The 26976-nt window shown below is 56.1% G+C and carries 27 protein-coding genes; 13 read left to right on the forward strand and 14 right to left on the reverse strand.

Annotated elements, in window-relative coordinates; translation table 11 throughout:
- Position 1: 1 nt before the first annotated feature.
- The 7 genes from nqrF to BN1135_RS07140 all read right to left on the reverse strand — a co-directional run bounded on the left by nqrF (position 2) and on the right by BN1135_RS07140 (position 6588).
- Positions 2 to 1225: an NADH:ubiquinone reductase (Na(+)-transporting) subunit F gene (nqrF, locus tag BN1135_RS07110; RefSeq protein ID WP_042019963.1), complete on the reverse strand. Its 1224-nt coding sequence runs from the start codon at positions 1223 to 1225 to the stop codon at positions 2 to 4.
- 32 nt (positions 1226 to 1257) lie between these two features.
- On the reverse strand, positions 1258 to 1854 hold the full coding sequence (gene nqrE, locus BN1135_RS07115) for an NADH:ubiquinone reductase (Na(+)-transporting) subunit E (protein ID WP_042019965.1): 597 nt from the start codon (positions 1852 to 1854) through the stop codon (positions 1258 to 1260).
- Between the two features lie 3 nt (positions 1855 to 1857).
- The gene (locus tag BN1135_RS07120; RefSeq protein WP_042019967.1) at positions 1858 to 2490 is read right to left on the reverse strand and encodes an NADH:ubiquinone reductase (Na(+)-transporting) subunit D; all 633 of its coding nucleotides are present in this window, start codon (positions 2488 to 2490) and stop codon (positions 1858 to 1860) included.
- Positions 2483 to 3271 carry a Na(+)-translocating NADH-quinone reductase subunit C gene (locus BN1135_RS07125; RefSeq protein WP_042019969.1) on the reverse strand — a complete coding sequence of 263 codons (789 nt, stop codon included), beginning with the start codon at positions 3269 to 3271 and terminating at the stop codon, positions 2483 to 2485. Before BN1135_RS07125 ends, BN1135_RS07120 begins: the two co-directional genes overlap by 8 nt.
- Positions 3261 to 4490: an NADH:ubiquinone reductase (Na(+)-transporting) subunit B gene (locus tag BN1135_RS07130; RefSeq protein WP_042019970.1), complete on the reverse strand. Its 1230-nt coding sequence runs from the start codon at positions 4488 to 4490 to the stop codon at positions 3261 to 3263. The genes BN1135_RS07125 and BN1135_RS07130 overlap by 11 nt, the downstream gene beginning before the upstream one ends.
- 3 nt (positions 4491 to 4493) lie before the next feature.
- Positions 4494 to 5837, reverse strand: a complete 1344-nt coding sequence (locus BN1135_RS07135; RefSeq protein ID WP_042019975.1) for a Na(+)-translocating NADH-quinone reductase subunit A — start codon at positions 5835 to 5837, stop codon at positions 4494 to 4496.
- A 436-nt stretch (positions 5838 to 6273) separates the two neighbouring features.
- Complete coding sequence (locus BN1135_RS07140; RefSeq protein ID WP_042019976.1) at positions 6274 to 6588, reverse strand: BolA family protein; 315 nt, start codon at positions 6586 to 6588, stop codon at positions 6274 to 6276.
- A gap of 203 nt (positions 6589 to 6791) precedes the next feature.
- On the opposite strand from BN1135_RS07140, the gene BN1135_RS07145 reads away from it, so the two are divergent.
- The 5 genes from BN1135_RS07145 to BN1135_RS07165 all read left to right on the forward strand — a co-directional run bounded on the left by BN1135_RS07145 (position 6792) and on the right by BN1135_RS07165 (position 11647).
- Positions 6792 to 7925, forward strand: coding sequence for a methyltransferase (locus BN1135_RS07145; RefSeq protein WP_042019978.1), 1134 nt, complete (start codon positions 6792 to 6794; stop codon positions 7923 to 7925).
- A gap of 17 nt (positions 7926 to 7942) precedes the next feature.
- Positions 7943 to 8527, forward strand: coding sequence for a YajG family lipoprotein (locus tag BN1135_RS07150; RefSeq protein WP_042019980.1), 585 nt, complete (start codon positions 7943 to 7945; stop codon positions 8525 to 8527).
- Between the two features lie 2 nt (positions 8528 to 8529).
- Positions 8530 to 9117: a peptidylprolyl isomerase gene (locus tag BN1135_RS07155; RefSeq protein ID WP_042019982.1), complete on the forward strand. Its 588-nt coding sequence runs from the start codon at positions 8530 to 8532 to the stop codon at positions 9115 to 9117.
- Positions 9118 to 9289: 172 nt separating this feature from the next.
- On the forward strand, positions 9290 to 10669 hold the full coding sequence (locus BN1135_RS07160) for an AmpG family muropeptide MFS transporter (RefSeq protein WP_042019985.1): 1380 nt from the start codon (positions 9290 to 9292) through the stop codon (positions 10667 to 10669).
- A gap of 156 nt (positions 10670 to 10825) precedes the next feature.
- Positions 10826 to 11647 (forward strand): nucleoside-specific channel-forming Tsx family protein, encoded by an 822-nt coding sequence (locus BN1135_RS07165; protein ID WP_042019986.1) that lies wholly within the window; start codon positions 10826 to 10828, stop codon positions 11645 to 11647.
- A 114-nt stretch (positions 11648 to 11761) separates the two neighbouring features.
- On the opposite strand, the gene BN1135_RS07170 is transcribed toward BN1135_RS07165, so the two are convergent.
- The gene (locus BN1135_RS07170; protein WP_042019988.1) at positions 11762 to 12244 is read right to left on the reverse strand and encodes a YajQ family cyclic di-GMP-binding protein; all 483 of its coding nucleotides are present in this window, start codon (positions 12242 to 12244) and stop codon (positions 11762 to 11764) included.
- Between the two features lie 199 nt (positions 12245 to 12443).
- Here BN1135_RS07170 and BN1135_RS07175 point away from each other — a divergent pair, with 199 nt between their 5' ends.
- Together BN1135_RS07175 and BN1135_RS07180 are read left to right on the forward strand one after the other, a co-directional pair.
- A complete protein-coding gene (locus BN1135_RS07175) occupies positions 12444 to 13409 on the forward strand; it encodes a ketopantoate reductase family protein (RefSeq protein WP_042019989.1) in 966 nt (321 codons plus the stop codon).
- 37 nt (positions 13410 to 13446) lie between these two features.
- Complete coding sequence (locus BN1135_RS07180; protein WP_042019991.1) at positions 13447 to 14007, forward strand: DJ-1 family glyoxalase III; 561 nt, start codon at positions 13447 to 13449, stop codon at positions 14005 to 14007.
- Between the two features lie 111 nt (positions 14008 to 14118).
- On the opposite strand, the gene BN1135_RS07185 is transcribed toward BN1135_RS07180, so the two are convergent.
- Positions 14119 to 14325 carry a hypothetical protein gene (locus BN1135_RS07185; RefSeq protein WP_042019992.1) on the reverse strand — a complete coding sequence of 69 codons (207 nt, stop codon included), beginning with the start codon at positions 14323 to 14325 and terminating at the stop codon, positions 14119 to 14121.
- 131 nt (positions 14326 to 14456) lie between these two features.
- Here BN1135_RS07185 and dinB point away from each other — a divergent pair, with 131 nt between their 5' ends.
- From dinB to rlmM, 6 genes are all read left to right on the forward strand, one after another.
- Positions 14457 to 15512: a DNA polymerase IV gene (dinB, locus tag BN1135_RS07190; protein ID WP_042019994.1), complete on the forward strand. Its 1056-nt coding sequence runs from the start codon at positions 14457 to 14459 to the stop codon at positions 15510 to 15512.
- Between the two features lie 70 nt (positions 15513 to 15582).
- Positions 15583 to 17724, forward strand: a complete 2142-nt coding sequence (locus BN1135_RS07195; protein ID WP_042019996.1) for a methyl-accepting chemotaxis protein — start codon at positions 15583 to 15585, stop codon at positions 17722 to 17724.
- 283 nt (positions 17725 to 18007) lie between these two features.
- Positions 18008 to 18928 (forward strand): transcriptional regulator GcvA, encoded by a 921-nt coding sequence (locus BN1135_RS07200; RefSeq protein WP_042019998.1) that lies wholly within the window; start codon positions 18008 to 18010, stop codon positions 18926 to 18928.
- The gene (locus tag BN1135_RS07205; RefSeq protein ID WP_042020000.1) at positions 18921 to 19550 is read left to right on the forward strand and encodes an alpha/beta family hydrolase; all 630 of its coding nucleotides are present in this window, start codon (positions 18921 to 18923) and stop codon (positions 19548 to 19550) included. Before BN1135_RS07200 ends, BN1135_RS07205 begins: the two co-directional genes overlap by 8 nt.
- 51 nt (positions 19551 to 19601) lie before the next feature.
- The gene (locus BN1135_RS07210) at positions 19602 to 19988 is read left to right on the forward strand and encodes a DUF423 domain-containing protein (RefSeq protein WP_042020001.1); all 387 of its coding nucleotides are present in this window, start codon (positions 19602 to 19604) and stop codon (positions 19986 to 19988) included.
- Positions 19981 to 21075, forward strand: a complete 1095-nt coding sequence (rlmM, locus tag BN1135_RS07215) for a 23S rRNA (cytidine(2498)-2'-O)-methyltransferase RlmM (protein ID WP_042020003.1) — start codon at positions 19981 to 19983, stop codon at positions 21073 to 21075. Before BN1135_RS07210 ends, rlmM begins: the two co-directional genes overlap by 8 nt.
- 81 nt (positions 21076 to 21156) lie before the next feature.
- Here the strand turns inward: rlmM and BN1135_RS07220 are convergent, their stop codons facing one another.
- The 5 genes from BN1135_RS07220 to BN1135_RS07240 form a co-directional block, all read right to left on the reverse strand.
- Positions 21157 to 21615 (reverse strand): hypothetical protein, encoded by a 459-nt coding sequence (locus tag BN1135_RS07220; RefSeq protein ID WP_042020004.1) that lies wholly within the window; start codon positions 21613 to 21615, stop codon positions 21157 to 21159.
- A 117-nt stretch (positions 21616 to 21732) separates the two neighbouring features.
- Positions 21733 to 22740 carry an isocitrate dehydrogenase gene (locus BN1135_RS07225; protein ID WP_042020006.1) on the reverse strand — a complete coding sequence of 336 codons (1008 nt, stop codon included), beginning with the start codon at positions 22738 to 22740 and terminating at the stop codon, positions 21733 to 21735.
- A gap of 159 nt (positions 22741 to 22899) precedes the next feature.
- Entirely contained in the window at positions 22900 to 23688 is a 789-nt protein-coding gene (xni, locus tag BN1135_RS07230; RefSeq protein ID WP_042020008.1) for a flap endonuclease Xni, read from the reverse strand.
- Between the two features lie 150 nt (positions 23689 to 23838).
- Entirely contained in the window at positions 23839 to 25194 is a 1356-nt protein-coding gene (ppnN, locus tag BN1135_RS07235; protein WP_042020010.1) for a nucleotide 5'-monophosphate nucleosidase PpnN, read from the reverse strand.
- A 148-nt stretch (positions 25195 to 25342) separates the two neighbouring features.
- Complete coding sequence (locus BN1135_RS07240; RefSeq protein ID WP_042020012.1) at positions 25343 to 26959, reverse strand: GGDEF domain-containing protein; 1617 nt, start codon at positions 26957 to 26959, stop codon at positions 25343 to 25345.
- Between the last annotated feature and the right edge of the window lie 17 nt (positions 26960 to 26976).

Below are 26976 nucleotides of genomic sequence, written 5' to 3' on the forward strand. Positions count from 1 at the left end.
ATTAACCACCAAAGTCATCCAACAGGATGTTTTCGTCTTCAACGCCCAGATCTTTGAGCATGTTGATGACGGCAGCGTTCATCACCGGAGGTCCACACATGTAGAACTCGCAATCTTCCGGTGCTTCGTGGTTCTTGAGATAGCTCTCATAGAGCACGTTGTGGATGAAGCCGGTGTAGCCATCCCAGTTGTCTTCCGGTTGCGGATCAGACAGAGCGACGTTCCAGGTGAAGTTGTCGTTCTCGGCAGCGAGCATGTCGAAATCTTCGACATAGAACATTTCACGCTTGGAACGGGCACCGTACCAGAAGCTCATCTTGCGCTTGGAGTTCAGGCGACGCAGCTGGTCGAAGATATGGGAACGCATCGGCGCCATACCTGCACCACCACCGATGAACACCATCTCGGCATCGGTCTCTTTGGCGAAGAACTCACCGAACGGACCTGAGATAGTCACCTTGTCGCCAGCCTTCAGGCTGAAGATGTAGGAGGACATCTGTCCCGGAGGGGCAGTCCAGTTGCTCGGCGGCGGCGTAGCGATACGCACGTTCAGCATGATGATACCGAACTCTTCCGGATAGTTGGCCATGGAGTAGGCGCGGATGATCGGCTCATCGACCTTGGACTCCAGTTCAAAGATCTTGAAGCGATCCCAGTCACCGCGATACTCCTCGGGAATATCGAAGTTTTTGTAGCTCACATGGTGAGCAGGGGCTTCGATCTGGATATAGCCACCGGCACGGAATGGTACTGTTTCACCATCCGGGATCTGCAGTTTGAGCTCCTTGATGAAGGTGGCCTTGTTATCGTTGGAGATAACAGTACATTCCCACTTCTTCACCCCGAAGATCTCTTCCGGCAGTTCGATATCCATGTCAGAGCGCACGGTGACCTGGCAGGCCAGACGTTCGCCATGACGAGCTTCGCCCTTGCTGATGTGATCCAGTTCGGTCGGCAGAATGTCGCCACCACCGGATTTCACCCGTACTTTGCACTGGCCGCAGGAGCCACCGCCGCCACAGGCGGAGGAGACAAAAATACCGCTACCGGCCAAAGCGCCCAACAGTTTGCCACCCGCAGGGCCTACAACAGCCTTGGCAGGGTCACCGTTGATGCTGATTGTCACATCGCCCGCAGTCACCAGCTTGGACTTGGCGAACAGAATGACTGCCACCAGTGCCAGCAGGATCACGGTAAACATGACCACACCCAAAATAATTTCCATCTATCGTTCCTTTCTGATTGCAGGAAAGCCGATTACAGGGAGATACCAGAGAAGGACATGAAGCCCAGAGCCATCAGGCCAGCGGTGATGAAGGTAATGCCCAGACCACGAAGACCGTGCGGAACATCAGAGTACTTCATCTTCTCGCGAATACCTGCCAGCGCAACGATTGCCAGCATCCAGCCTGCCCCTGACCCTACACCGTAAACCACAGATTCGACGAAGTTGTAGTCACGCTGCACCATGAAGGAGACGCCACCGAAGATGGCGCAGTTCACGGTGATGAGTGGCAAGAAGATGCCAAGCGCGTTGTAGAGCGCAGGGAAGTACTTGTCCAGCGCCATTTCCAGGATCTGTACCAGTGCCGCAATCACACCGATAAAGGTGATGAAGCTCAGGAAGCTCAGATCCAGACCGGATACCAGAGCACCATCTTTAAGCACGTAGTTGTAGATCAGGTTGTTGGCCGGAACCGCGATGGTCTGCACCACAATAACGGCAATACCAAGACCCATAGAGGTCTTTACCTTCTTGGACACCGCCAGGAAGGTACACATCCCCAGGAAGAAGGAGAGTGCCAGGTTTTCGATGAAGATCGATTTAATCAACAGACTCAGATAGTGTTCCATACCTTAATCCTTCGCCTCCACCTGCTTGGGATCCTTGGTGCGAACGCCCCAAATGATCAGACCAATGATGAAGAATGCACTCGGCGGCAGCAGCAGCAGGCCGTTTGGCACGTACCAGCCACCATTGTTCACCAGCGGCAGTAGTTCGAAACCGAACCAGGTACCGGAGCCCAGCAGTTCACGCACGGTTGCGACGCTCAGCAAAATAGCGCCATAACCCAGACCGTTGCCGATACCATCCAGGAAGGAGGGCAGCGGGGCGCTCTTCATGGCGTAGGCTTCGGCACGACCCATCACGATACAGTTGGTGATGATCAGACCCACGAATACCGACAGCTGCTTGGAGATGTCATAGGCGTAAGCCTTGAGCACCTGGTCAACCACGATAACCAGTGAGGCGATGATCGCCATCTGGACGATGATCCGGACACTGTTCGGGATGTGATTGCGGATCAGAGAGATAAACAGGTTTGAGAAGGCGGTGACCGCCATGACCGCCAGGGTCATTACAAACGCTGTCTTCATCTGGCTGGTAACCGCCAGTGCAGAACAGACACCCAACACCTGCAAGGCGATGGGGTTGTTGCCAAGCACCGGCGTCAACAGCAACTTCTTCATTTCGCTCTTGTCAGCCATTGTTGATTTCTCCTGCACGAACCTTGGCCAGGAAAGGACCAAAGCCCTTGGGACCCATCCAGAAGTCGAAGGTATGCTGAACGCCGTTACCGGTCAGGGTAGCGCCGGACAGACCATCGATATCATGCTCGGAACCTTCCGGAGCATGGCCCTTGATGACGCGCAGCGCCGGCATGCCATCCTCACCGAACAGTTTCTTGTCCTTGAACAGTGCCTGCCAGGCCGGGTTTTCGATCTCGCCACCCAGACCCGGGGTTTCACCGTGGTCGTAGTAGGTGATGCCTTTGATGGTCTGGCCATCAGCAGCTACCGCAACGAAGGCGTACATGGTCGACCACAGACCCTGACCGTAGACGGGCAGGATGATGCTGTCGATCTTGCCTTCGCTGTCTTTGGCGAAGAATACCGGGATCAGCCTGGAGATCTGGCGCAGACTGGCTTTGTCGTCAGCGGTAGCAAGACGGATGCTCTTGGCCGGATCTTTGGCTGCCAGTTTGCTATCGAAGTTGTCAGCATCGCCATCAACAAACTCACCGGTAGTCAGATCCACCAGACGAGCTTCAATCTTCTCGCCGTAGAGCTTGGCCAGGTCACGCTTGGCAACCTCGCTCACATCCACACCGGCGACGGCGAGAATGTTGCTCTGTTTGTCGAGCGCCTTGTTTTCCTGCTGGGTAGAACGCAGGCCAACAGCGGCAACGGATACCACGATGGAACAGGCCAGACACAGGCCGGTAACCACGCTGATGGTGCCGAGGGTTGAATCTTTATTAAACGCCACGAGCAATCCTCCGCTTGATGTTTGCCTGAGCGACGAAGTGGTCCATCAGGGGAGCAAACAGGTTCGCAAACAGAATGGCCAGCATCATACCTTCCGGGAATGCAGGGTTGACCACACGAACCAGCACCACCATGACGCCGATCAATGCGCCATACCACCACTTGCCCTTGTTAGTAAAGGCAGCAGAGACAGGGTCGGTCGCCATAAAGGCCATACCGAAGGCGAAGCCACCCAGTACCAGATGCCAATGCCACGGCATGCTGAACATGGGGTTGGTATCGGAACCGATGACGTTGAACAGCAGGGAGGTAGCGATCATACCGATCATCACACCTGCAATGATGCGCCAGGAGGCGATCCGCATGTAGACGATCATGGCGGCACCCAGCAGGATCATCAGGGTAGAGACTTCACCGATGGAACCTGGCAGGTTACCAAGGAATGCGTCCATCCAGCTGATAGCCTGGCCGGTTGCACCGTGGATCAGTGCCATCTGGCCGCCTTGAGCCCACTGGCTCAGGGCGGTAGCGCCGGAGAAGCCGTCAACGGCAACCCACACGGCATCACCGGAGATCTGGCCCGGGTAGGCGAAGAACAGGAACGCACGACCCGCAAGAGCCGGGTTCAGGAAGTTCTTGCCGGTACCACCGAACACTTCTTTGGCCATTACCACACCGAAAGTGATACCCAGCGCAGCTTGCCACAGGGGCAGCTCTGGCGGCACGATCAGGGCAAACAGGATCGAGGTGACGAAGAAGCCTTCGTTGATCTCGTGTTTACGCACCATGGCGAACAGCACTTCCCAGAAGCCACCGACCAGGAATGCGGTCAGGTAGATCGGGAAGAAGTGGGTGGCGCCGATCAGCATCTTGCTGCCGATACCGGCGACAGCCGGATCGAGGGAGGCGCCCAGCATGGTCGCCAGCGCATATTGCCAGCTGCTGGCACCAGCAGCCGAGCCCATATGGGCAATGGCGGCAATCGCCTGGTTACCGACGTTGAACATGCCCCAGAACATCGCCGGGAACACGGCCAGCCACACCATGATCATCATACGCTTCAGATCGAGCGCATCACGGACGTGGGCAGCATTTCGGGTAACGGTACCCGGGGTGTAGAACAGGGTGTACGCCGCTTCGAACAGGGCGTAGTACTTGGCGTACTTGCCACCCGGCTCGAAGTGGTGTTCCATATTTTCAAGAAGTTGCTTGAAACTCATTGCTTAACCTTCCAGTTCAATCTTGGTCAGGCACTCACGCAAGACTGGGCCGTACTCTGTCTTGCCAGGGCAGACAAAGGTACAGAGCGCCAAATCTTCCTCATCCAGCTCCAGGCAGCCCAGTGCTTGCGCACCATCGCTATCGCCAGAGATCATGTCTCGCAGCAGCAAGGTTGGCAGGATGTCGAGTGGCATCACCCGCTCATAGCTACCAATCGGTACCATGGAGCGGTCACTACCGTTGGTAGTGGTGGTGAAGTTGATCAGTTTGCCCTTCATCAGGTGAGAGAGGGTGGTGCGGGTGATCGAGAACTTGTTGGCGCTGGGGTTGATCCAGCCAAGGAACTCTTTCTCGCGACCTTCACCCAATGCACAGACCTGATTGTGATAACGGCCCAGGTAGTCGTGAACCCCTTCGGCTTTGGCACCACTGAGGATCGATCCGGAGATAACACGGTTTTCGTCGGCACGCAGCTCATTGTTGGTCAACTGGCTGATGCAGGCACCCAAACGGGTACGCAGCAGACGCGGCTTGAGCACGTTCGGACCGGCCAGCGCGATCACCTTGTCGGTGCAGATCTGACCTGTGGTGAACAACTTGCCGAATGCGATCACATCCTGATAGTTGATATGCCACTGCACCTTGGTGCTACTGACCGGATCCAGGAAGTGGATATGGGTACCTGGCAAACCGGCAGGGTGTGGCCCGACGAAGATCTCTTCCTTGACCTGAGCCAGCGGAGAGTGGGGCAGACTGCCTTCGCCTTTACAGACATAGACGCTACCGTCGGTCAGGCGGGTCAGGACGGCCAGACCATCGAGGAATGCCTGTGGCTGTTCCTTGATAATCAGCTCGGCACTGGCGGCCAGCGGGTTGCTGTCCATTGCAGTAACAAAGATGGCGCGCGGGGCAGAGCCTACCGCCGGCACTTTGCTGAATGGACGAGTACGCAATGCAGTCCATTGACCTGATGTGATCAGGATCTCTTGCACCTTGCTGCGCTCGAGCTTGGCCAGCTCGGCAGAAGCAACATGCTCAAAGGTCACCTGTTCATCGGATCCGTCGAGGTCGATGACCACTGACTGGAGAATACGTTTGGCACCACGGTTGATTTCTGAAACCACACCGGTGGCGGGAGCTGTGAATTTAACGCCCGGATTCTTCTTGTCTTCAAAAAGATCCTGACCTTTGATGACGCGATCACCTACTTTGACGAACATAGTAGGTCGCATCCCCACGAACTCCTCGCCCAGTGTCGCAACACGGGTGATGGCGGGGCCATCGTAGATTACTTGCTCTGGCGCACCCAGCACGGGGATGTCCAGTCCTCTTTTGATTGTAATCATACTCAATTGCACTACCGTTACGGGAAGAGAGGTTGGTTAGCGCCGAGAAATACATCACGACGGGTGGTTGAATGAGCCGCTGCTGTGGTCACGCCAAATATTCAGGCTTAACAATTATTCAACATGCAAGGTCACTCAAAAGCGCTTGAGTTTACCACTTAAGGTGCATTTTCTGCCATGCAAAATGGGCAAAATCCCCGTGCCATCACAAAATTAACCTGCAATGAATAAGCCTCTGATGCCTTGTAAGTCGTGGTTTTAAAGGTTTTTTTATTTGGATACCTCGATAGGGGTATTTGTTGTTATCTCAGCTATCAACAAAAGTGATCACCCTGCAAAATACCCCTTTAGATGTAGCCTTTTACGGTCTAATTGGGGAAAGTTGTTGCATTTTTGTGTGGCGCGCCCCAGTGGGGGGATGAGGGCTGCGCTTTGATCAGAAGAGGGACGGCTTGCCAACGCAGCTCGGGGTACGGGGGGCATTGCCCTTCTCCTGCCACTCGTTCTCTGTGTAGGTATGCAGAGCCAGTGCATGAACAGCGCCTGCCAGCTCATCGGCCAGAATGGCATTGACCTGGCGATGGCGAGCCAGCAGCCGTTGCCCTGCAAATTGCTCGCTGACGATCACCACCTTGAAGTGGCTCTCTGAACCCGGTTCCACACGGTGCATGTGGCTTTCGTTGATCACCTCCAGCAGAGTCGGGGAGAGGGCGGCGGTCAGCTTGGCTGCAATCAGTTGTTGGATAGTCATCGGGTCTGCTTCCAGAGTGAATGTCGGGCCATTCTAGCGGCAGTTGCGGTATGGAATAAGCCCCCGAAAGGGAGAAATCGCCGTCGTTCGCCCGCTTGATGCGCATCGAACTGGTGAAATTTCTGCTCCTCGTTAGAATAGCGCCACTTTGCGTCACCCCTGGCGCCTGTATACACGAACCAAGCCGAGGTTGGACTCTTCCTATGCAAACCCTTCTCGACACTCCCCACTGCCAGCTCATGCTCTACCGCTATCCGCGGCAGAGTCAGGAGACCCTGCAAGCCTGGGATGCGGCTGACGAATATCTGATCAACACCCTGGCTGAATCTCCCCTCGAGCAGGCGGGCCCGGTAATCATCATGAATGACGGCTTCGGGGCGCTGGCGGCATACCTGCATCCTCACTCCCCCTGCTGCGTCACCGACTCCTATATCAGCGAACGGGCGACCCTGGCCAATCTGGCCGACAACGGACTCGATGCTGACGGGATAACGCTGCAGGATGGGCTGGCACCGCTGCCGAATGCCCCCGTGCTGGTGGTGATCAAGGTCTCCAAATACCAAGCGCTGCTGGAGCAGCAACTGCTGGCGTTGCGTCAGGTGGTGACACCGGCAACCCGCGTCATCGCCGCTGGCAAGGCGAAGGATATTCATACCTCCACGCTCAAGCTGTTCGAAAAGTATCTGGGGCCGACCCGTACTTCGCTGGCTTGGAAAAAGGCGCGCCTCATTCACTGCGAGCCGCAGGCAGAGCAACCCGCGCTGACCAATCCGTTCCCGACCGTCTGGCCGCTGGAGGGGACCGACATGCTGATCCACAACCATGCCAACGTCTTCTCGCGCACCAGTCTCGATATCGGTGCCCGCTTTATGCTGGACAATTTACCGATCAACAGTGCGCGGAAAGTGATCGATTTGGGTTGCGGCAACGGGGTGCTGGGCCTCTCGCTGCTCGCCAAAGACAGTGAGGTCGAGGTGACCTTTATCGATGAATCCTATATGGCGGTCGCTTCGGCACAGCTTAACGTCGAGCACAATCTGCCTGACGCACTGCCGCGCGCCCGCTTTATGGTCAACAACTGTCTCGACGGCGTGGCGGTCGGTTCGGCGGATCGGATCCTCTGCAATCCCCCCTTCCATCAGCTGCAGGCGATCACCGATCATATCGCCTGGCAGATGTTCAGTGATGCGCACCGGGTGTTGCCTCAAGGGGGTGAACTCTGGATAGTAGGCAACCGTCATCTGGACTATCACAACAAACTCAAGCGCTTGTTTGCCAACGCACAAGTCGTTGCGTCGAACAGCAAATTCGTTATTTTGAAAGCCATCAAACGCTAAAGCCAAAGGAAACCATGATGAAAAAGTCACTCTTGCTGCTGGCCGCCCTGATGCTGGGCGGGTGTGCCACTCATTGGCCGGAGACGGCGCTGCTCAATCCGCAGGTGATCCCCGCCAACCAGCAATACTACTCTGGCAACCGCATTACCATGGAAGGGGTAGACAAGCGTGAGGCTGCCTACGTCTTCTCCATCAAACATAAAGAGAAAGCGCCGGTGCTGGTCAATAGCGAACGCCCGCTCAATCTGCTGATGGCCGAGCGGCTGGCCGAAGGGCTGCGCAGCCAGGGTCTGGAAGTGGGCAACAGTGGCACCACCAACCTGACACTGGTGATCTCCAATGCGGCGGTCAACGTGGAAGAGAAGACCTTTACCTACGTCACCAAGTCCCGCGTCAGCCTGCAGGTGATCGCTGATTTCCAGGGCAACCGTCTGACCAAGCAGTTCAACATGTCCTCCAGCAAGGAGAGCCCGAGCGAGCCGGGCATGGCCGATCTGGAGTCGACCCTGAACCTGCAACTGGGCAGCGTGCTGCAACAGATCATGGCGGATGACGCGCTGCGTGGTTACTTGAAAGGTCAACCGAGCGGTGCAGGGGTCTGATGATGAAAAAACTCTGGTTACTGGCCATGTTGATCGCCCCGTTGGCATTTGCGGGCCCGAAAGTGAGATTGGAGACCAACCACGGCAATATCGTGGTGGAACTGGCGTCTAAACAAGCCCCCCAGACGGTGAAGAACTTCCTGCGTTATGTGGCTGATGGCAGCTACGATGGCAGCCTGTTCCACCGGGTGATCCAGGACTTTGTAGTGCAGGGGGGCGGCTACAACCAGCAGTTCCAGCAACTGCCCACCTTTGACCCCGTGATCAACGAGTCTCGTGGCGGTCTGCCCAACAAACGCGGCAGCATTGCCATGGCCCGCACCCAATCGGTCGACAGCGCCACTCGCCAGTTCTACTTTAATCTGGTCGACAACAATAACCTCAACGCCGGTGGCGCTGCCGGTTATACCGTGTTTGGTCAGGTGGTACAGGGGATGGATGTGCTGGACAAGCTGGCTCAGGTGCAGACCGGTTACAGCTCCATTCTGCGCGCCAACGATGTGCCAACCAGCCCCATCATTCTGAAGAAGGTGGTGCTACTGGCTGAAACTGCGGCGGACAAGAAAGTCGACAAGAAAGCCGGCAAGTAACCTCGCCGGACGCTGGTCGTCACTGCGCTCTCGTCACGCACGATGCAAGGCTCATCCCGCTTGGGATGGGCCTTTTCTCTATTCAGGCTTCTTTGCGCCTATCTCTTTGCTCGCCTTGGCTATCGGCCATCAACCTGCCAAAATGGCGCACTTTTCCAAAGTCGTCAGGTAGTTGAATATGGTCCGCAAACCAAGCTGGAGAGAGTCCCTCGCCGTTTATCTCGAATTTCGGGTATTTATTCTCTTTGCTATGGGTTTCTCATCGGGCCTGCCGCTGTTGCTGGTGTTCGGTACCCTTTCATTCTGGTTGCGCGAAGCCGATGTCAGCCTGACCGATATCGGTTATATGAGCTGGGTTGCGCTGGCCTATGGTTTCAAGTGGTTGTGGTCACCGCTGGTGGATCGTATGCCGCTGCCGCTGCTCTCGAGACTGCTGGGTCGTCGCCGTAGCTGGATGTTCTTCTCCCAGTTGCTGATCGCCGCGGCGCTGGTTGGCATGGCGTTCTGCGATCCCAAGACCGGGTTGGCTCAACTGGCGATGTTTGCCCTGCTGGTAGCCTTTGCCTCGGCGACACAAGATATTGTCATTGATGCCTATCGCATCGAGTCCGCCCCCGAGCGGCTGCAGGCAGCTATGGCTGCCTCTTATATGACCGGCTACCGGCTGGCGATGATCATGGCAGGCGCGGGTGCGTTGGCGCTGGCGGCCTGGTTTGGCAGCAATAGCGGTTATGACTACCGTGGCTGGCAAATTACTTATCTGGTGATGGCGGGCCTGATGTCGCTCGGGGTTATTACCACCCTGTTTTGTCACGAACCGGATATCGATCTGGCGGGGCAGGGTGAGCAACAGGCCGAGCGCAAGGCGCTGCTGCTGGAAAAAGGGTGGCCTGCTCTACTGGCGAGTGCGGGGGCCTGGGGCTACGAAGCGGTCTGGTGTCCGTTTGCCGATTTTTTCCGTCGCTATGGCAGCTCGGCGCTGCTGATCCTGGCGCTTATCGCCTGCTATCGGGTGGCTGATGTGGTGATGGGGGTGATGTCCAACAGCTTTTACGTGGATATGCAGTTCAGCAAAACCGAAGTGGCCAGTATCACCAAGGTATTTGGCGTCATCATGACCCTGGTGGGGGCCGCGCTGGGGGGAATACTGGTGATGCGTTTTGGTACCTTGCGTATTCTGTTTCTCGGCGCATTGCTCACCGCCAGCACTAATTTGCTGTTCGCCCTGCTTCATCAGGTGGGCCACAACCTGGAGCTGCTGACCCTGATCATCTCGCTGGATAACCTCAGCGCCGGTATTGCAACCGCCGCTTTCGTGACCTATCTCTCCAGCCTGACCAATGTGGCGTTTTCAGCGACTCAGTACGCCTTGTTCAGCTCGGTGATGTTGCTATTGCCCAAGTTGCTGGCCGGTTTCTCGGGGCAGGTGGTGGAGCAAATTGGCTACAGCACCTTCTTTGTCGCGACCAGTGTGCTCGGCTTGCCGGTGTTACTGTTGATTGTTTTGGTAGCCAGAAAGGGGAATCACTTGCTATCTGCTGCTGACAAATAGCAAGCGTTTGCGTAAAATGCGGGGTGATTAGATTCACACTTCCGGATAAAGTTCCCGAGAAGTTGTTTCTCCCCTGATTTTATTTGATTAGAATTCCTCTCGCTCCTTGTGGGCAGGCTACGGAAAACCTCAACTAACGCACAAGAGACCAATAAAATGGCCAAATTTACCAAGACTCTGATCGCTGCCGGTCTGCTGGCTGCTGCCGCTACTCCGGCCTTTGCTGCTGATTACAGCGGTGATATCCACAAGAATGATTTCAAATGGATGCAGTTCAACGTAATGCATACCATTGACCAACGTCCTTACATGGGCAGCGACTACAACGACACCTACCTGGAAATGGAGTTCGGTGGTCGTTCCGGTATGTTTGATCTCTATGGCTATGTCGATGTGTTCGATATTTTCCAAAGCAGCCATAGCGACAAACACAATGGCCCGAACATCTTCATGAAGTTCGCCCCGCGTCTCTCTCTGGATGCCCTGACTGGTAAAGATCTATCCTTCGGTCCGGTGCAAGAGCTCTACGTCGCTACCCTGAACAACGTTGATGACTCCATGATGGAGAACATGATCGGTCTGGGTGCTGATGTACAGGTACCTTGGTTCGGTAAAGTTGGCATGAACCTGTATGCTCGCCATGCAACCGAAAGTGGCTTCAAGGCCGAAGAGGGTGACTGGAACGGTTATCAGTTCTCCATGAACTGGTTCAAGCCTTTCTATACCTTCTCCAACGGCAGCTTCGTCTCCTATCAGGGCTACCTGGATTATCTGTTTGATAAAGATATCCACGGCGACAACAACCAGAGTGCTAACGGCCTGGGTACTTTCCACGGTATCTACTGGCACTCCGACCGTTACGCTGTTGGTTACGGTCTGAAGTACTTCAACGAAATCTACGGTATCAACAACGGTGCCTTTGGTGGTCTGAACACTACCGGTTTCGGTCACTACTTCTCTGTTACCTACAAGTTCTAATCAAGCTTGGGGTACAAAGGGTACAAAAAACCGGAGCATCTGCTCCGGTTTTTTTATGGCTGCGATTTATAGCGTGGCACGAGTCAATGAGTGCGCCACGGCTGAGTGGATAAATTAATCGCGGAAGTTCTGGAACTGCATCGGCTGACCCAGCTCGGCGCCACGCACCAGTGCCATAGCCTCTTGCAGATCGTCACGCTTCTTGCCGGTGACACGCACTTCATCCCCTTGAATGGCAACTTGCACCTTGATCTTGGAGTCCTTGATCAGCTTGACCAGCTTCTTGGCGATCTCTTTTTCGATCCCCTGCTTGAACTTGACGGTCAGGTGGAAGCGTTTGCCGGAGTGAACGCTGTCCCCAGCTTCCATCGAGCTGTTCTCAATATTGCGCTTGAGCAGGGCGGCGCGCAGGATCTCGACCATCTGCTTGAGCTGGAAGTCGGCATCAGCCTCCAACTTTACTTCTTCTTTGTTCAGCTCGAAGCTGGCTTCAACACCACGAAAATCGAAACGGGTCGCCAGTTCACGATTGGCGTTCTCGACGGCGTTCAACACCTCGTTCATTTTGACTTCTGAGACAATATCGAATGACGGCATGTCAGGGCTCCTCATGTTGCGCTATAGGTGGGCAAATCTACCAGAAAATCGGCAAATTTGCTGATTTTGATAGGGCCGCTCTGCTAGAATCCCCTGCGCACAGAACGGGTGGACCCGTTAGTGTCCATTCATGATATCTTCAATTTCCTTCGGTAACAGGTTGAGAGGAATGCAACCCTTACCCTGACAGAGTCACATCATGCCAAGCGGATTTAAGAGTTCCCGACAACTTGCTACCCCTGCTGTTATTCCACCTGTTATCCCGCAGTGGTCACTGTTGGGATGCGGCGCCCTCGGCGGCGTGGTTGCCTCCCTGTTGACCATCAGCGGCCAATCAACCCGTGTCTTGTTGCGCGATCACCATCAGTCTACGCTCCATCCGGGGACCGATTTCACCTCGCTGGAAGGGCAGGTGCAACTGCTCAATATCGAGCGCGGATTTGTCAGCAAACCCGGCAAGATCAAGCGTCTGCTGGTGATGACCAAGGCCAGCCAGGTGATTGCCGCTCTGACGCCGCTGGCAGGTAAACTGGATGCCGCGGTACCGATTGTGCTGCTGCACAACGGGATGGGGATTGCCGAGCAGGTAGTTGAGATGTTCCCGCACAATCCGGTGATTGCCGGGGTGACCAGCCATGGTGCCATGCGCTGCGGCCATTTTGTCTTCCGCCATACTGGCAAGGGTGAAACTTGGCTGGGCCCGATCAATGAGGCTGCCAAGGCTTATGCCGGATTGGCGGATGATCTTGCTACTGCCCTCGGCCAGGCCGGCTGGGATGAGCATGTTTTGGCTCGTCAGTGGCAAAAATTGGCGATAAATTGTGCCATCAATCCGCTTACTGCGCTCTACAAGCTGAAAAACGGCGAGCTGGCGGGCCCCCGTTTTGCTGATGTCCTGCAGCAGATCTGTGTGGAAGTGGCGGATGTGATGTGCGCCGAGGGTATTGCCACCACGGCTGAAGAGCTGCAGCGCCGGGCGATGACGGTGGTTGAGTTGACTGCCGACAACTACTCCTCCATGTATCAGGATATGGAGCTGGGACGAGAGACCGAGATCGAAGCCATCACCGGCTTCCTGCTGAGCAAGGCGGCCAAACATGGTATCGCCGCACCGGTCAATCAGGGGCTCTATCAGGCGATTAAAGAGAAGAGTCAGAACGTCTGAATCCTGGCTATGGCAGGCAAGAAGCAAGGAGGCATAAATGAGTGTACTGGTGCTGGTGGCCCCCGGGTCTGAAGAGATTGAGACAGTTGCCATCGTTGATACCCTGGTGCGTGCTCGCATCGAGGTGCTGTTGGCCTCTTGTTGTCCTGCCGGGTTACGGCAGATCCGCGCCTCGCGCGGAGTACAACTGGTGGCGGATTGCCATATCGACGAGCTTACCGGTCGGGACTTTGAGGCCATCGTGGTGCCTGGCGGTCTGCCCGGCAGCGAAGTGATCCGCGATACCCCGCTGGCCATCGACCTGCTGAAAGAGCAGGCAGTTCTTGGCCGCTGGCGCGCTGCCATCTGTGCCGCCCCCGTGGTGGTGTTGCAACATCACGGCCTGCTGGATGGCGCCATCGTCACCTGCCACCCCGCCTTTCAGCCGCAGCTGCCCGTGTCGTTGTTGTCTTGTGAGCGGGTGGTCAGGGATGAGGCCCATCGCCTTATTACCAGTCAGGGGCCGGGCAGTGCCATCGAGTTTGCTCTGGAGCTGGTGCGGGTGCTGCGCGGGGATGAGGTAGCGATGGCGGTGGCAGGCCCCATGGTGCTGCCCTGACCGCACTTTGCTGATGAATCAAGCTAGCCATGCTTTGAAAAACGGGCCCCGCTCATCTTGACCGGGGCCCGTTTGTTATCAGCCGTTGTCGATCACGCCATCTTGTCCGGCTCAGTAGTCGTACTGTTTACATTGCTTGCTCTCGAACTCCCCGCGCCAGCGCGACAACTCCTGTTCGGTACCTAGCGTGTCCCCTTTCTTGATAGCCTGTTCCAGTATCTCAATCCGGTCGTACAGCCAGCGGCACTCTGCCGTCGGGTTGTTCTTGCTGATGCCAGCCATCGGCAGCAAACAGAGTCCCAGCCAAACATATTTCATCCCGAAAGCTCCTTGTCATTGTGATGATAAAGGTCTCCTTGGAGTCTATTATTCTAGCCGCAATGAGAGAGATAGAGCTACTGCTGTCCTTGGGGTAAGATGATGCCATGTCTGTTTATTTATACAGTGGTATGCGCAAGATCATCCATATCGACATGGACTGCTTTTTTGCCGCAGTGGAGATGCGGGACAACCCCTCACTGCGGGATGTGCCGCTCGCCATCGGTGGAGCCTCCGAGCGGCGTGGTGTCATCTCGACCTGCAACTATGTGGCGCGTCGCTTCGGGGTGCGCTCCGCCATGCCGAGCGCACTGGCGAAAAAGCTCTGTCCGCCGCTGGTACTGATCCCCGGGCGAATGGCGGTGTACAAGGATATCTCCCGCCAGCTCAGGGCCATTTTCCTCCGTTATACCGATCTGGTGGAACCGCTGTCGCTGGACGAGGCTTATCTCGATGTGACTCATAGCACCTGCTGTGGCGGCAGTGCCACCTTGATGGCCCAAGAGATCCGTCAGGCCATTGTCAGCGAACTGGGCCTGACCGCCTCGGCCGGGGTGGCACCGAACAAGTTTCTGGCCAAGCTCGCCTCGGAGCAGCGCAAGCCTGATGGGTTGTTTGTCATTCGCCCCGATGAGGTGGCGGAGTTTGTCTGCCAGTTGCCCCTTGGCAAACTGCCCGGGGTCGGCCGCAAGACTGCCGAGCGGCTGGAGGCGCAGGGGCTTTACACCTGCGAGGATGCGCGATCCTTACCTGCCGACGAGCTGTGCCGCCGTTTTGGCAAGTTGGGCGAGATGCTGACGAGCCGGATCTGGGGTCTGGATGAGCAGCCGGTGCAGGCGCACCGGATCCGCAAAACCATCGGAGTGGAGACCACGTTGGCAAGTGATTTGTCGAACGAGGAGGCTTGTATGACGGTATTGCAGCAGTTGCTGCCGGAGCTAGAGCGGCGTTTCCAGGCTGCTTGTGGTGCCGAGCAGGTGATGGGACAGGGGATTAAAATAAAATTTGCCGACTTCCATCAGACTACTGTCTATCGCAGCCAAGGCGGCTATCAGGCCAGCCTGTTTATCCCTTTGCTAAAAGAGGGTCTGCTGCGTGCGGAAGGGCGTTCGGTGCGCTTGCTGGGGCTGGTGGTGGGGTTGCCAAAAGAGGGGGAGGTTAACCAGCTATCACTGGATTTGCTGTGAGATGGTTAAGTTTTTGTTTATAAAGTCGATAATCTACCCATATCGCTCTCTCTTACATAGGAACATTGGCATGAGCGCACTTTCTGTCCAGGGCCGGATTACCCTGATCGCTGGCTGCTGTCTATTGATCACCGCTGCTGCGCTGGTCGCTTCCTCGATATATAACGCGGACAAGATGCAGCAGCAGGTGCGACAAGCCACCATGCAGGATGCTCAGCAGTCAGCCGAGAACTGGATGAAGGCGATGGGCTCCGAGCAGGCGGCCAAGGTGACCAGCTATCTCGATGAGGCCTATTTCCGGGCCAGTTTGCTGGCCGAGAGCGTGTTGTTCCAGCGCAAGAATGCGGCCGACAACTTTGTTCATTCAGAGGCGCTGCGCAGTGCCATCAATCAGCAGTTACACGATGCTGCCGCCTCATCCACCAATTTGCTCGGGGTATACGCGGTGTTCGAGCCTGACCAGCTGGATGGAGAGGACAGCAATTATCAGGGCTCGACCGAACTTGGCGCCAACGACAAGGGACGATTCTCCTCTTACTGGGCCTATGACAATGGCAAGCTGGTTGCCGAGGTGCAGAACGAGGATGTGCTTGCTGACGAGACACCTACCGCTGCTGGCGGGGTCGAAAACGAATGGTATCGCTGCAGTATCCGCTCCCGTGGACTCTGTTTGCTGGAACCCTATCTGGACGATGTTGGCGACAAAAAAGTCTTGATGACCTCGGTCACCGCACCCTTGCTTGATCAGGGGACATTGCTGGGCATGGTCGGGGTCGATATCTCCCTGAGCACTTTGCAAAATCTGGTTTCAGCAATGGATCAGGAGCTCTATGACGGCCAAGGCAAGATATTGCTGGTGAGCCATGAGGGGCGAGTGGCGGGGGCGGATCAGTTTGAGGTGACCCTGGGGCGCGGATTGGGTCAGCAGTATCAAGGGTTGGCCACCGAGCTGAAAGGGTGGCTCAGCCAGGGACAAGAGCTGAGTCGCTGGAGCAGCGATGGTGCCCTGTTGCAAACCTTTATGCCGGTATCGATGCGGGGTACCGACGGTAAATGGGGTATCTATATCGAGTTGCCAAGGGCCGTGGTGCTCGCTTCGGCCCAGCAACTGCAGGATGATCTTGCCAGTGAGGCCAATCGTAGCGTGGTCTCGCAGCTGATGATCGGGGTGCTGATTTCACTGGTGGCGTTGATTTTTATCTGGCTGATGGCGCGCCAGATAGTGGCTCCTATTCGCGCCGTGGTGGCCCGTCTCAAGGATATCGCCACCGGTGAGGGGGATCTGACCCAGCGTATCGAGATCCTGCGACAAGATGAAATTGGCGAGTTGGCCAAGTGGTTCAACAGTTTCCTCAACAAGCTGCAATCCACTATCAGTCAGGTGATTGATACGGTTGCCGGCACCCGCAGCAGTGCCGAGCAGGCGGCGCAAGTTGCCGAGCGCACCAGCAGTGGTATGCAGGCCCAGTATCAGGAGATCGATCTGGTGGCGACCGCATTTGAAGAGCTGAGCGCCACGGCGCTGCAGGTATCCGGTAATGCCAGCTCTGCAGTTGCGGCGGCCAACACCACAGATGCTGCGGCGCAAGAGGGTAAATATGTGGTCGCAGATACCCAGGCGGCGATGCGCAAGCTGATGACCATCATCAACGATGCCCAGCCGGTGGTGGAACGGCTCGCCGCCAACAGTGACAACATCAATGACATCCTTATCGTGATCCAGGGGATTGCCGAGCAGACCAATTTGCTGGCATTGAATGCGGCGATCGAGGCGGCACGGGCCGGTGAACAGGGCCGTGGTTTCGCGGTGGTGGCTGATGAGGTGCGTAATCTGGCTGGCCGCACCCAGAATGCCATCGTCGAGATCCAGACTCTGATCAGCCTGCTGCAATCCGGTACCGGCGCCGTGGTCAAGGCGATCCGCGATGGCCATGGTCAGGCGGACGAGACCCTCGCCAAGGTGGACCTCTCGGTGCAGGTGCTGGAGCAGATCATCCAGTCGGTCTCCACTATCCATCAAATGAACGAGCAGATTGCCCGTGCAGCCCAAGAGCAGAGCCGGGTGGCAGACGAGATTAATCGCAACGTCAGCAACATTCGCGATGTGAGCCATACCATCCGTGCCGAAGCGGCGACCTCTGCCGAAAATGGTCGTGAATTGTCGGTACTGGCAGATAAACAGCAGCAGTTGGTGGGGCAGTTCAAAGTGTAAAGGGATGAAAAAAGGCGCCATCCGACTGGAGGCGCCAAACACATTCAGATGACAGACGGGGTCAAATCGATAAGATTTGAGCCCCTCTTCCCGCAGAGGAAGTAACACAACACCACAATCACAGTCGAAAGACTCACGAAAAACACATGTAAACCAACATGTAGTAGAAAATGTGAGCCATATGACGACTGATTGCTGGGCGAATTATGTTTATTCACTGGTCGGCCCGCAACCGACAAATTATAATGCGCCCCATTAGAAAAACTCATCGTCGGCTGGTGTCATGTCTCGTCGTTTACCACCGCTTAATGCCCTCAAGGCGTTTGAAGCAGCGGCTCGCCACTTAAGCTTTACCCGCGCAGCAGAAGAGTTGTTTGTGACTCAAGCTGCCATCAGTCATCAGATCAAGGCGCTGGAGGAGTATCTTGGTATCAAGTTGTTCCGCCGTAAAAATCGCTCCTTGTTGCTGACCGAAGAGGGGCAGGGCTATTTTCTCGACATCAAAGATATTTTTACCTCCATCTCGGAGGCGACCGACAAGTTACTGGCCCGCAGCGCCAAGGGGGCGCTGACCGTCAGTTTGCAGCCGAGTTTTGCCATCCAGTGGCTGGTGCCACGACTGGTGCGCTTCAGCGAGCGCCACCCTGATATCGATGTGCGGATCAAGGCGGTCGACCTCGATGAAGGGGCGCTTACTGACGATGTGGATGTCGCCATCTATTACGGGCGCGGCAACTGGCCCGGCCTGCGGTGCGACAAATTGCACACCGAATACCTGATCCCGGTCTGTTCCCCCTTGCTGCTGACCGGGCCCAAGCCGCTCCGGACACCGGATGACCTGATCCGCCATACCTTGTTGCACGATACCTCACGCCGCGACTGGAAGGCCTGGTTCCGCCAGCTTGATATCGATGCCCCCAACGTCAATCAGGGGCCTATTTTCAGCCACTCGACCATGGTGATCCAGGCCGCTATCCACGGTCAGGGGGTAGCCCTTGGCCACAGTGTGCTGGCTCAGCCAGAGATCGAAGCGGGTCGTCTCATCTGCCCGTTTGAGCAGGTGCTGGTGAGCAAGAATGCTTTCTATCTGGTGTGCCAGGAGCAGCAGTCGGATCAGGGCAAGATAGTGGCCTTCCGCGACTGGATGCTGGAGCTGGTGGAGCAGGAAGAAGCTCGGCGCAGGGCGTTGCTCGGCGATGATTGATGTGCTGAGGGAGGGGGCAGTTGATGCCCCCGTTCGCATTTTGCTGGCCCATGGCGCTGGCGCGGGGATGGATCATGCTTTTCTTGCGGAGCTGTCACGCCTGCTGGCGGGGCCCGAGATCGAAGTGGTGCGCTTTAACTTCCCCTACATGACCAAACGGGCACAAGATGGCAAGCGCCGCCCGCCGGACAGGCAGCAGCTGTTACTCGAGCATTGGCGCCAGATGGTGCGGGAGTTTGCTCATCCGCGGCTATTTTTGGCAGGTAAGTCGATGGGGGGACGGATGGCCGCCGAGTTATATCATGACGGTGGCGATGCGATGAATGCTGCAGGATTACTCATTCTCGGGTATCCTTTCCACCCCCCGGCAAAGCCTGACCGCTGGCGGGGGGACGTGCTCAAGCAAATAAAGGTACCTACTCTGCTGTTGCAGGGAGAACGCGACACCTTCGGCAGTCGCGCCGAACTGGCAGAATTTCCCTTCTCACCCAACGTATCGGTCCATTGGTTGACCGATGGCGATCATGGTTTCAAGCCACGAAAAGTCAGCGGTGTGAGCGAGCAGGAAAACATGCAGTATGCCGCGGATACCATCAAGCACTTTGTTGCCCTGCGCGGGTAGCCAAGTGGTGATGGCAGATGTGCCGGGCCTGACAAGACAGGAATAATGAGGATGCAGATCCACCGACATTGGCTGGTGCTGGCGGGCTTTTTTGGCCTGACCGGGACCATGCTGGGCGCTTATGGTGCTCACGGTCTGGCGGCGAGCGGTATTACTCCCGCGCTGTTGGCCGCATTCAATACCGCCGTGCAATACCAGTTTTTTCACACATTGGCCCTGCTGGTACTGAGCTTTTGTGGCGTGCGCAGCAAGGTGATTAACCTGGCTGGCACCGCATTTGTGCTGGGGATCTTCGGATTCTCCGGCAGTATTTACGCCATGGTGCTGCTTGGCAGCAAAGGGTTGGGGCTTATCACCCCGGCTGGTGGCCTCTGTTTTATGTTGGGATGGGTAGCTCTGATATGGGCTGGCTGTCGTCTTGGAGGAAAAAATGAATAATCTGCTGCTTTATTGCCGCCCCGGTTTTGAGAAAGAGGCGGCGGCAGAGATCACCGAGCGTGCCAGTAGCATGCAGTGCTACGGTTTTGCCCGGGTCAAGGACGACAGCGGTTATGTGATCTTCGAGTTGTATGATGAGGAGCAGGCCGATCTGTTGGCCCGCAAACTGCCATTCAAAGAGCTTATCTTTATTCGTCAGATGCTGGTGGTGACCCACGAGCTGAAGGATCTGGATGTCTCCGATCGGATTTCACCGATCATTGAAGCGACCTGTGAGTACACCATTTGTGGTGATGTACGGGTTGAGACCGCTGACACCAACGAAGCGAAAGAGCTGTCGGCTTTCTGCCGCAAGTTCACTGTGCCGCTGCGTCAGGCGCTGCGTAGCAATGATCGCCTGACCAAGAAGGAGACGCCGCACCGTCCGGTGTTCCACGCCTTCTTCATGGCTAACGATCACCTGTTGCTGGGTTACTCCTACTCGTTCAACAACTCCGAATTCCACATGGGGATCCCGCGTCTGCGTTGTCCGCCGGATGCACCGAGTCGCTCCAGCCTCAAGCTGGAAGAGGCGTTTTACGTCTTTGTTCCCCGTGAAGAGTGGGAGTTGCGCCTCTGTTCCGGCCTGAAGGCGGTGGACTTGGGCGCTTGCCCGGGTGGCTGGACCCATCAGCTGGTACGTCGTGGCATGATGGTAACCGCAGTGGATAACGGCACCATGGCCCAATCCCTGATGGATAGCGGTCAGGTCAAGCACCTGCGCGATGATGGTTTTGTCTGGCGTCCGAGCAAGAAGAATACCTACTGGCTGGTGTGCGACATGGTTGAGAAACCGGCGCGGGTCGTCCACATGATCGCGGACTGGTTCCGTGAGAATGATTGTCAGGAAGCGATGTTTAACCTTAAGCTGCCGATGAAGAAGCGCTATGCCGAAGCGGTACACAACATTGAGGTGTTGCGTGGCATGCTTAAAGAGATCGATAACGCCTTTGTGATCCAGGCCAAGCAGCTCTATCACGATCGTGAAGAGATCACCGTGCATGTTTATAACAAGTACTGGATCTCCAAGCTGCAAGCCAAGGAGTAAGCTCCTTCGCGAGAGGCTGATCAAAAAAACCGACCGCAGTGATGCGGTCGGTTTTTTTTGCTTGGCGGGATGGGCGCTCCGTCAGAAGCGGTAATCCAGGCGCAGGGATGATTCATCATCGGTCAGCTTTAACTCTATTTGCAGCGGAATGGTCTTATCGAGCGGGCTGAACTGCATTTTGAGCCCATCACCGCGTAATCTGACGGAAGTATGCATCCCCCCTGCCTTGAATTTGACCTTGGGTCGAAAGCGCTCGACTGACAGGCTGACGCTCTTCTCTGGGGTCAGATTAAGTTGCGGGTAGGAGGTGATTTTCTGATTACCAACGCTATCGGTAGACACCTCGATGCCAAACGAGAGGGCTTTGGGAGCCTTGAGCAGGTCGTTGGTATCCAGGCTGGAACGCCAGACTTCGGTAGCGGCCCGTTTCTCTTGCAGCGGCAGCCTGGGGCTTTGACTCTTTTGAGTCAATTCGAATGCCCCGACACCGCTACTGAGCAGTAGCCAAACCGGGATCAGATAGAACCCACCTCCATTCATAAACAAGCCTCCTTGCTATCCGTATCTTTAGAACATAGTTGCTGTCTAGTCTTCGGGAAAGGGGTAGGAGATATAAAAAAGGGAGCCGAAGCTCCCTTTTTAAATCAATGGATTAACTCACAGTCGATCGATGATCGCTTGGGTGAATTCACTGGTGGAGGCGCTACCGCCCAGATCGCGGGTGACCCGATCACCGGATTCGATGGTAGCTCGTACTGCCTCGCGGATCCGCTCAGCCTTATCCTGCATGCCGAGGTACTCCAGCATCTGGATGGAGGCGAGGATCACCGAGGTCGGGTTGGCAATGTTCTTGCCCGCGATGTCGGGGGCGGAGCCATGCACCGCCTCGAAGATGGCTGCGCCATCGCCGATATTGGCACCCGGTGCCATACCCAGACCACCCACCAGACCGGCGCAGAGATCCGAGAGAATATCGCCGAACAGGTTGGTGGTGACCATCACGTCGAAACGCTCCGGATACATCACCAGATTCATGCAGGCGGCGTCGACGATCATCTCTTCGCTCTGGATATCCGGGTAGTGGCCGGCGATTTCACGAGCCACTTCGAGGAACAGGCCAGAGGTCGACTTGAGGATGTTGGCCTTGTGGATGATGGTGACCTTCTTGCGTCCCTCCTGGCGGGCTAGCTCGAAGGCGAACTTGACGATGCGCTCGGCTCCGTCGCGGGTGATGATGCTCATCGCCTCGGCGCTCTTGTTGTCATCGCTGCGCTTCTGACCTGCACCCGAGTACATTCCTTCGGTGTTCTCGCGCACCGTGATGATATCTATGTTCTCGTAACGGCTTTTGGTGCCCTTGAAGGAGATAACCGGACGTACGTTGGCGTAAAGGTTGAACTTCTTGCGCAGGGAGACGTTGATGGAGGTAAAACCGCCACCGACCGGCGTGGTCAATGGCCCTTTCAGGCTGACCTTGTTCTTCTCAATCAGATCCAGGGTTGCCTGGGGCAGCAGCTCACCATGTTTTTCGAGGGCAACCAGACCGGCATCCGCATATTCGTATTCAAAATCGCAGCCCGCATGGGTCAGGATCTGGATGGCTGATTCGATGATGCTGGGGCCGATGCCGTCGCCGGGGATCACGGTAATTTTTCTTTTGGACATGAGAGGGTTCCACTTCCAGGGTATAGGGGAGGATGGGGCTGCTTTATAGCATTTACTCAGCAAACCAACCACATTCCTTTACATTCTACTCATTTTCATCAACAGCGAGGGTGAGTCTCGTCATGGTTCGTGCCCTTGCCTGCATTTTTCTTCGGTAATTCACCCTGGCTGAGGCGGGTAACGGATGTCCCGCAGGTTGAACCCCAGCACGATATCCCGTTGCAAGCGCACCAGCCGCTGGGCTAGCAAGGCATCCTCCTGATGCTGGCGCAACTTGAGCAGGGGTTTACTGGCGTCCTCTTGCTGGCAAGCGGCCAGCATGGCCGTTAAATTCCCGTATTGTTGCACCAATTGCGTTGCGGTTTTGGGGCCAATACCGGGCACCCCCTTGATATTGGAACCATTGATACCGGTCAGGGCCCAGAAGTCGACCAGTTGAGCCGGTGCCACGCCATATTGCTGCTGGACGAAGGCCTCATCCAGCCAGCGTTTGTTGAAGTAGTCGCGAACCTGGATCTGCGGGCAGAGCAACTGGCAGAACCCCTTGTCGGTGGAGATGATGGTCGCCTGATGGCCGTGACTGGCGATGCCGCTGGCGAGAGTGGCGATGAGGTCATCCGCCTCATCGGTCTCGGAAAGCAGGGCATCGACCCCGCACTCCCAGAAGGCATCCTGCAGGGTCGCCAGCCCTTCACGCAGCTCGGGGGGCATGGGCGTGCGCCCCTCTTTGTAGGCCGGATAGACCCCTTTGCGCCAGCTGTCTATCTCCCCATCGAACACGGCTATAACATGGGTCGGTTCGCTATTGGCGAGCAGCTTACGGCAGGTATTGATAAGGTTGGCACGGGTGGCAACCAGCGCCTGGGCCGGTGTCAGTGCCTGTTGGGTTTGCACCGCATGCAGACGGCGAATGAGGTTGAGGGCATCGATGATAAGCAGATGTGGCATGGGGCACTCTTGGCAGTCAGGACGCGCTATTGTAGCAACTGCTTGGCTTGATGGGAGTTTTTCGGTGTAATCCGCACGCCAGAGAGTAAAAAGGGAGGGGCGCCAGTGCGCCCCTCCCTTCGTATTGCGATGCCTGCTTGCTGACGATCGTCAGCGCACTATCTCGTAGCAGGGCACATACTGGCTGCCCGGCAGCTTCATCCGCTGCTGTTTAACGAAGCTTTCCAGCAGCTTGTCCATCAGGTGCATCAGCTCCTTGTCACCATGCAGCTTGAAGGGGCCCTTTTTCTCGATGGCGCGAATGCCCCCTTCCTTGACGTTGCCAGCGACTATGCCTGAGAAGGCCCGACGCAGGTTGGCGGCAAGCAGTTGCGGCGGTTGATTGCGATGCAGATCCAGGCTGGCCATGCTGGCGTGATCCGGCTCAAACGGTAGCTGGAATTCCGGCTCAATCTTGAGCGACCAGTTGAAAGAGTAGGCATCACCGACCGATTTGCGATATTCACGGATCTTCGGCATCGCCTCTTTCATGGTGCGAGCCACTTCCGGTGCATCGCCCACGATAATCCGATACAGCTTGGTCGCCGGTTCACCCAGGGTGGCTTTGATGAAATCATCGATAGCACGGAAGTAATCTTCGCTCTCTTTCGGGCCAGTCAAAATAATCGGGATCGGCTGCCGCTCGTTGGCCGGGTGCATCATGATGCCAAGCAGATAGAGCAGCTCTTCGGCGGTACCGACCCCACCCGGGAAGATAATGATGCCATGGCCCAGACGGACAAAGGCCTCCAGCCGTTTTTCAATATCCGGCAGGATCACCAGCTCGTTAACGATGGGATTGGGCGGTTCTGCGGCGATGATCGAGGGTTCGGTCAGACCTATGTAGCGACCGTTACGTACCCGTTGCTTGGCATGGCCAACCGTTGCCCCCTTCATCGGCCCTTCCATCGCGCCGGGGCCACAGCCGGTACAGATATTGAGTTCGCGCAACCCCAGCTCGCTGCCGACTGCACGGGTGTACTGGTATTCGATCTGATTGATGGAGTGACCCCCCCAGCAGACGATCAGGTTGGGATCGGCACCCGGCAGGATCACCTTGGCGTTGCGCAGGATGGCGAACACCACGTTGGAAATATGGGTAGAGTTGGTCAGGTTGACCAGGCGGTTGGATTCGAGCTGATTGGAAACATAGAGAATATCGCGCAGTACCGAGAACAGATGCTCTTGAATACCACGAATGATCTCACCATCGACGAAGGCGTGCTCGGGAGCATTGAACAGCTCCAGCTTGACCCCGCGTTCGCGCCGGATCACATGAATATCGAACGATTTGAAGCGCTCCAGGATCTCCTTGGAGCTGTCGGTATGGCTACCGGAGTTGAGCACTGCCAGCGAGCAGTTGCGAAACAGTTGATAGATATCGCTGGAGGCAGTTTGCTTGAGGCGGTCCACCTCAAGCTGCGACAGCAAGTCCATGCTGCCGACGGGATTGATGTGCGTAATCATAGGTTCCCCTTACTCATCTTGTTATCGTTGTGTTTTTCCCTGGGGAGAAAAGGGGACGCCATGTTGCATCCCCTGAAGTTGATAGTAGTGGCAAGGGTGGGGTGAGGGAAATAGGGGGGTGACTGATCGCTGTTTTTTTAGTCACCGATCAGGCCAGAGTCACCTGGTCTCGTCCGCCGTGTTTGGAGTGATAGAGCGCCTGATCTGCTCGCTCAAATACATCGGACGGATTATCACCCTCCTTGAACAGGGTGGCGCCGATAGAGATGGTGATCTCTACCTTGGCATCACGAAAACGGAACGGGATGCTCTTGATGGTCTGGCGCAAGGTTTCAAGGGGGGTTTGAAATTTGTCAGGGTTGATGTTGGGCAGCAGCACGACAAATTCTTCTCCACCAAAGCGGGCAATAAAATCGGTATCACGCAGGGCACTTTGCAGGGCCTTGGCGACCACTTTCAAGGCTTTATCGCCGGCCAGATGGCCGTAGTTATCATTGATGTTCTTGAAGTGGTCGATGTCGATGATCGCCATGCATAGTGGGCTGCCGTAACGTAGCCAACGTTTGTATTCCTGCTCAAGCCGTTCGTCGAGTGCGGCCCGGTTGTGGACCTGAGTCAGGCTGTCGAGGAACAGTTTGTGTTTTTGGATGGTCAGCCGCTTTTTGTATTCGGCAGTCTCATCCTTCATCAACCGCAACTTGGACTCCATGCTCGAGAGGCGGGTGAGCAGATGGCGCTCTCTGGTGGCAGTGTTATCGCGATCTTGCAACAGCAAATTGATGGCACCCATATGGCCGGAGATGGCCTGTTTGAGTGCATCAAAGGTGTGCTGGTGAGCCAGCGAATGGTCGATAGCCTGCAGCTGGTTGACCAGCGCTTTGCGCGTTTCCGTGGTTTCATTTTGCAGCGCCCGGCCTTCATCGAGTGACTCGGTAAACCCGATGTGGACTGCTGACAGACTCTCGTTGAGGGAGCTCAGGAACGCACGGGAAGCGGTGCGCTCCTCACGGGTGCCTTCAATGATGAGTTCGATCACCTGCAAACAGGTTTCGGCTAACAGACCGGGATTGACCCCGACCAGCAGTTGGCGACGGATATCCGCCAGGCTTTCACCGATGGATCCGGCAAAATCGAGCTCGGTGATCAGCCGCTGCAGTTCATCGGCAATGCGAGCGTGATCCTTAAGATCAAAGGGATCTGGATCCGGCGTGATGTCGTTACCGGAGGGATGACTGGCGGCGGATTGCTCGGTAGCGGAGGGCAGTAGCGGTTGGCTCGGCAGTAGCTGGATCTTGATTGCTTGCTGGTAAAACTCCAGCAATTTGATCACCTTGCGCTGATGATCGGCAATGCCATAGCCCGTCGGGCTGGCCAGAAATTCCTTGAGGGATTTGCGGGTATCTTCGGGGAAGCCCTTGATGGTTTTCAGCTGCTTGGAGCCAAGTTCGATAGCGCTCTGGGTCAGGGTTATCGACTCTTCCAGCGCATTACTGTGTTGTTGCAGCAATTTTTCAATGGCCAGCAGATCGGTTTCTAACGCGGTGAAGGCCGGATTGCCATCGAGTTTGGATTTGAGTTTGGCAAAACGGTTGTCCAGCTCACGATCGAAGCCACGGCAGGAGAGCATCAACTTGTTGATAAACAGGATGCCGCGAGCCCGCTCAGCATCGGAGAAAGAGAGAACACCGTCTAGTTCCAGCTGTTTTTGCTGAAGGGATTCCCTGAGCCTGGCCAATTGTCCTGCTACGGCAGCGATGTCATTCATTATCAGGTCGCCCTGTT

Origin of the sequence: Aeromonas sobria (assembly GCF_000820145.1) — a bacterium.
Classification (GTDB): domain Bacteria; phylum Pseudomonadota; class Gammaproteobacteria; order Enterobacterales; family Aeromonadaceae; genus Aeromonas; species Aeromonas sobria.

Bases quoted from the DNA above. Each gene is read 5' to 3' on its own strand.
- nqrF (WP_042019963.1), bottom strand. From the start codon at position 1,225: ATGGAAATTATTTTGGGTGTGGTCATGTTTACCGTGATCCTGCTGGCA.
- nqrE (WP_042019965.1), bottom strand. From the start codon at position 1,854: ATGGAACACTATCTGAGTCTGTTGATTAAATCGATCTTCATCGAAAAC.
- BN1135_RS07120 (WP_042019967.1), bottom strand. From the start codon at position 2,490: ATGGCTGACAAGAGCGAAATGAAGAAGTTGCTGTTGACGCCGGTGCTT.
- BN1135_RS07130 (WP_042019970.1), bottom strand. From the start codon at position 4,490: ATGAGTTTCAAGCAACTTCTTGAAAATATGGAACACCACTTCGAGCCG.
- BN1135_RS07135 (WP_042019975.1), bottom strand. From the start codon at position 5,837: ATGATTACAATCAAAAGAGGACTGGACATCCCCGTGCTGGGTGCGCCA.
- BN1135_RS07140 (WP_042019976.1), bottom strand. From the start codon at position 6,588: ATGACTATCCAACAACTGATTGCAGCCAAGCTGACCGCCGCCCTCTCC.
- BN1135_RS07145 (WP_042019978.1), top strand. From the start codon at position 6,792: ATGCAAACCCTTCTCGACACTCCCCACTGCCAGCTCATGCTCTACCGC.
- BN1135_RS07150 (WP_042019980.1), top strand. From the start codon at position 7,943: ATGAAAAAGTCACTCTTGCTGCTGGCCGCCCTGATGCTGGGCGGGTGT.
- BN1135_RS07155 (WP_042019982.1), top strand. From the start codon at position 8,530: ATGAAAAAACTCTGGTTACTGGCCATGTTGATCGCCCCGTTGGCATTT.
- BN1135_RS07165 (WP_042019986.1), top strand. From the start codon at position 10,826: ATGGCCAAATTTACCAAGACTCTGATCGCTGCCGGTCTGCTGGCTGCT.
- BN1135_RS07170 (WP_042019988.1), bottom strand. From the start codon at position 12,244: ATGCCGTCATTCGATATTGTCTCAGAAGTCAAAATGAACGAGGTGTTG.
- BN1135_RS07175 (WP_042019989.1), top strand. From the start codon at position 12,444: ATGCCAAGCGGATTTAAGAGTTCCCGACAACTTGCTACCCCTGCTGTT.
- BN1135_RS07180 (WP_042019991.1), top strand. From the start codon at position 13,447: ATGAGTGTACTGGTGCTGGTGGCCCCCGGGTCTGAAGAGATTGAGACA.
- BN1135_RS07185 (WP_042019992.1), bottom strand. From the start codon at position 14,325: ATGAAATATGTTTGGCTGGGACTCTGTTTGCTGCCGATGGCTGGCATC.
- dinB (WP_042019994.1), top strand. From the start codon at position 14,457: ATGCGCAAGATCATCCATATCGACATGGACTGCTTTTTTGCCGCAGTG.
- BN1135_RS07195 (WP_042019996.1), top strand. From the start codon at position 15,583: ATGAGCGCACTTTCTGTCCAGGGCCGGATTACCCTGATCGCTGGCTGC.
- BN1135_RS07200 (WP_042019998.1), top strand. From the start codon at position 18,008: ATGTCTCGTCGTTTACCACCGCTTAATGCCCTCAAGGCGTTTGAAGCA.
- BN1135_RS07205 (WP_042020000.1), top strand. From the start codon at position 18,921: ATGATTGATGTGCTGAGGGAGGGGGCAGTTGATGCCCCCGTTCGCATT.
- BN1135_RS07210 (WP_042020001.1), top strand. From the start codon at position 19,602: ATGCAGATCCACCGACATTGGCTGGTGCTGGCGGGCTTTTTTGGCCTG.
- rlmM (WP_042020003.1), top strand. From the start codon at position 19,981: ATGAATAATCTGCTGCTTTATTGCCGCCCCGGTTTTGAGAAAGAGGCG.
- BN1135_RS07220 (WP_042020004.1), bottom strand. From the start codon at position 21,615: ATGAATGGAGGTGGGTTCTATCTGATCCCGGTTTGGCTACTGCTCAGT.
- BN1135_RS07225 (WP_042020006.1), bottom strand. From the start codon at position 22,740: ATGTCCAAAAGAAAAATTACCGTGATCCCCGGCGACGGCATCGGCCCC.
- xni (WP_042020008.1), bottom strand. From the start codon at position 23,688: ATGCCACATCTGCTTATCATCGATGCCCTCAACCTCATTCGCCGTCTG.
- ppnN (WP_042020010.1), bottom strand. From the start codon at position 25,194: ATGATTACGCACATCAATCCCGTCGGCAGCATGGACTTGCTGTCGCAG.
- BN1135_RS07240 (WP_042020012.1), bottom strand. From the start codon at position 26,959: ATGAATGACATCGCTGCCGTAGCAGGACAATTGGCCAGGCTCAGGGAA.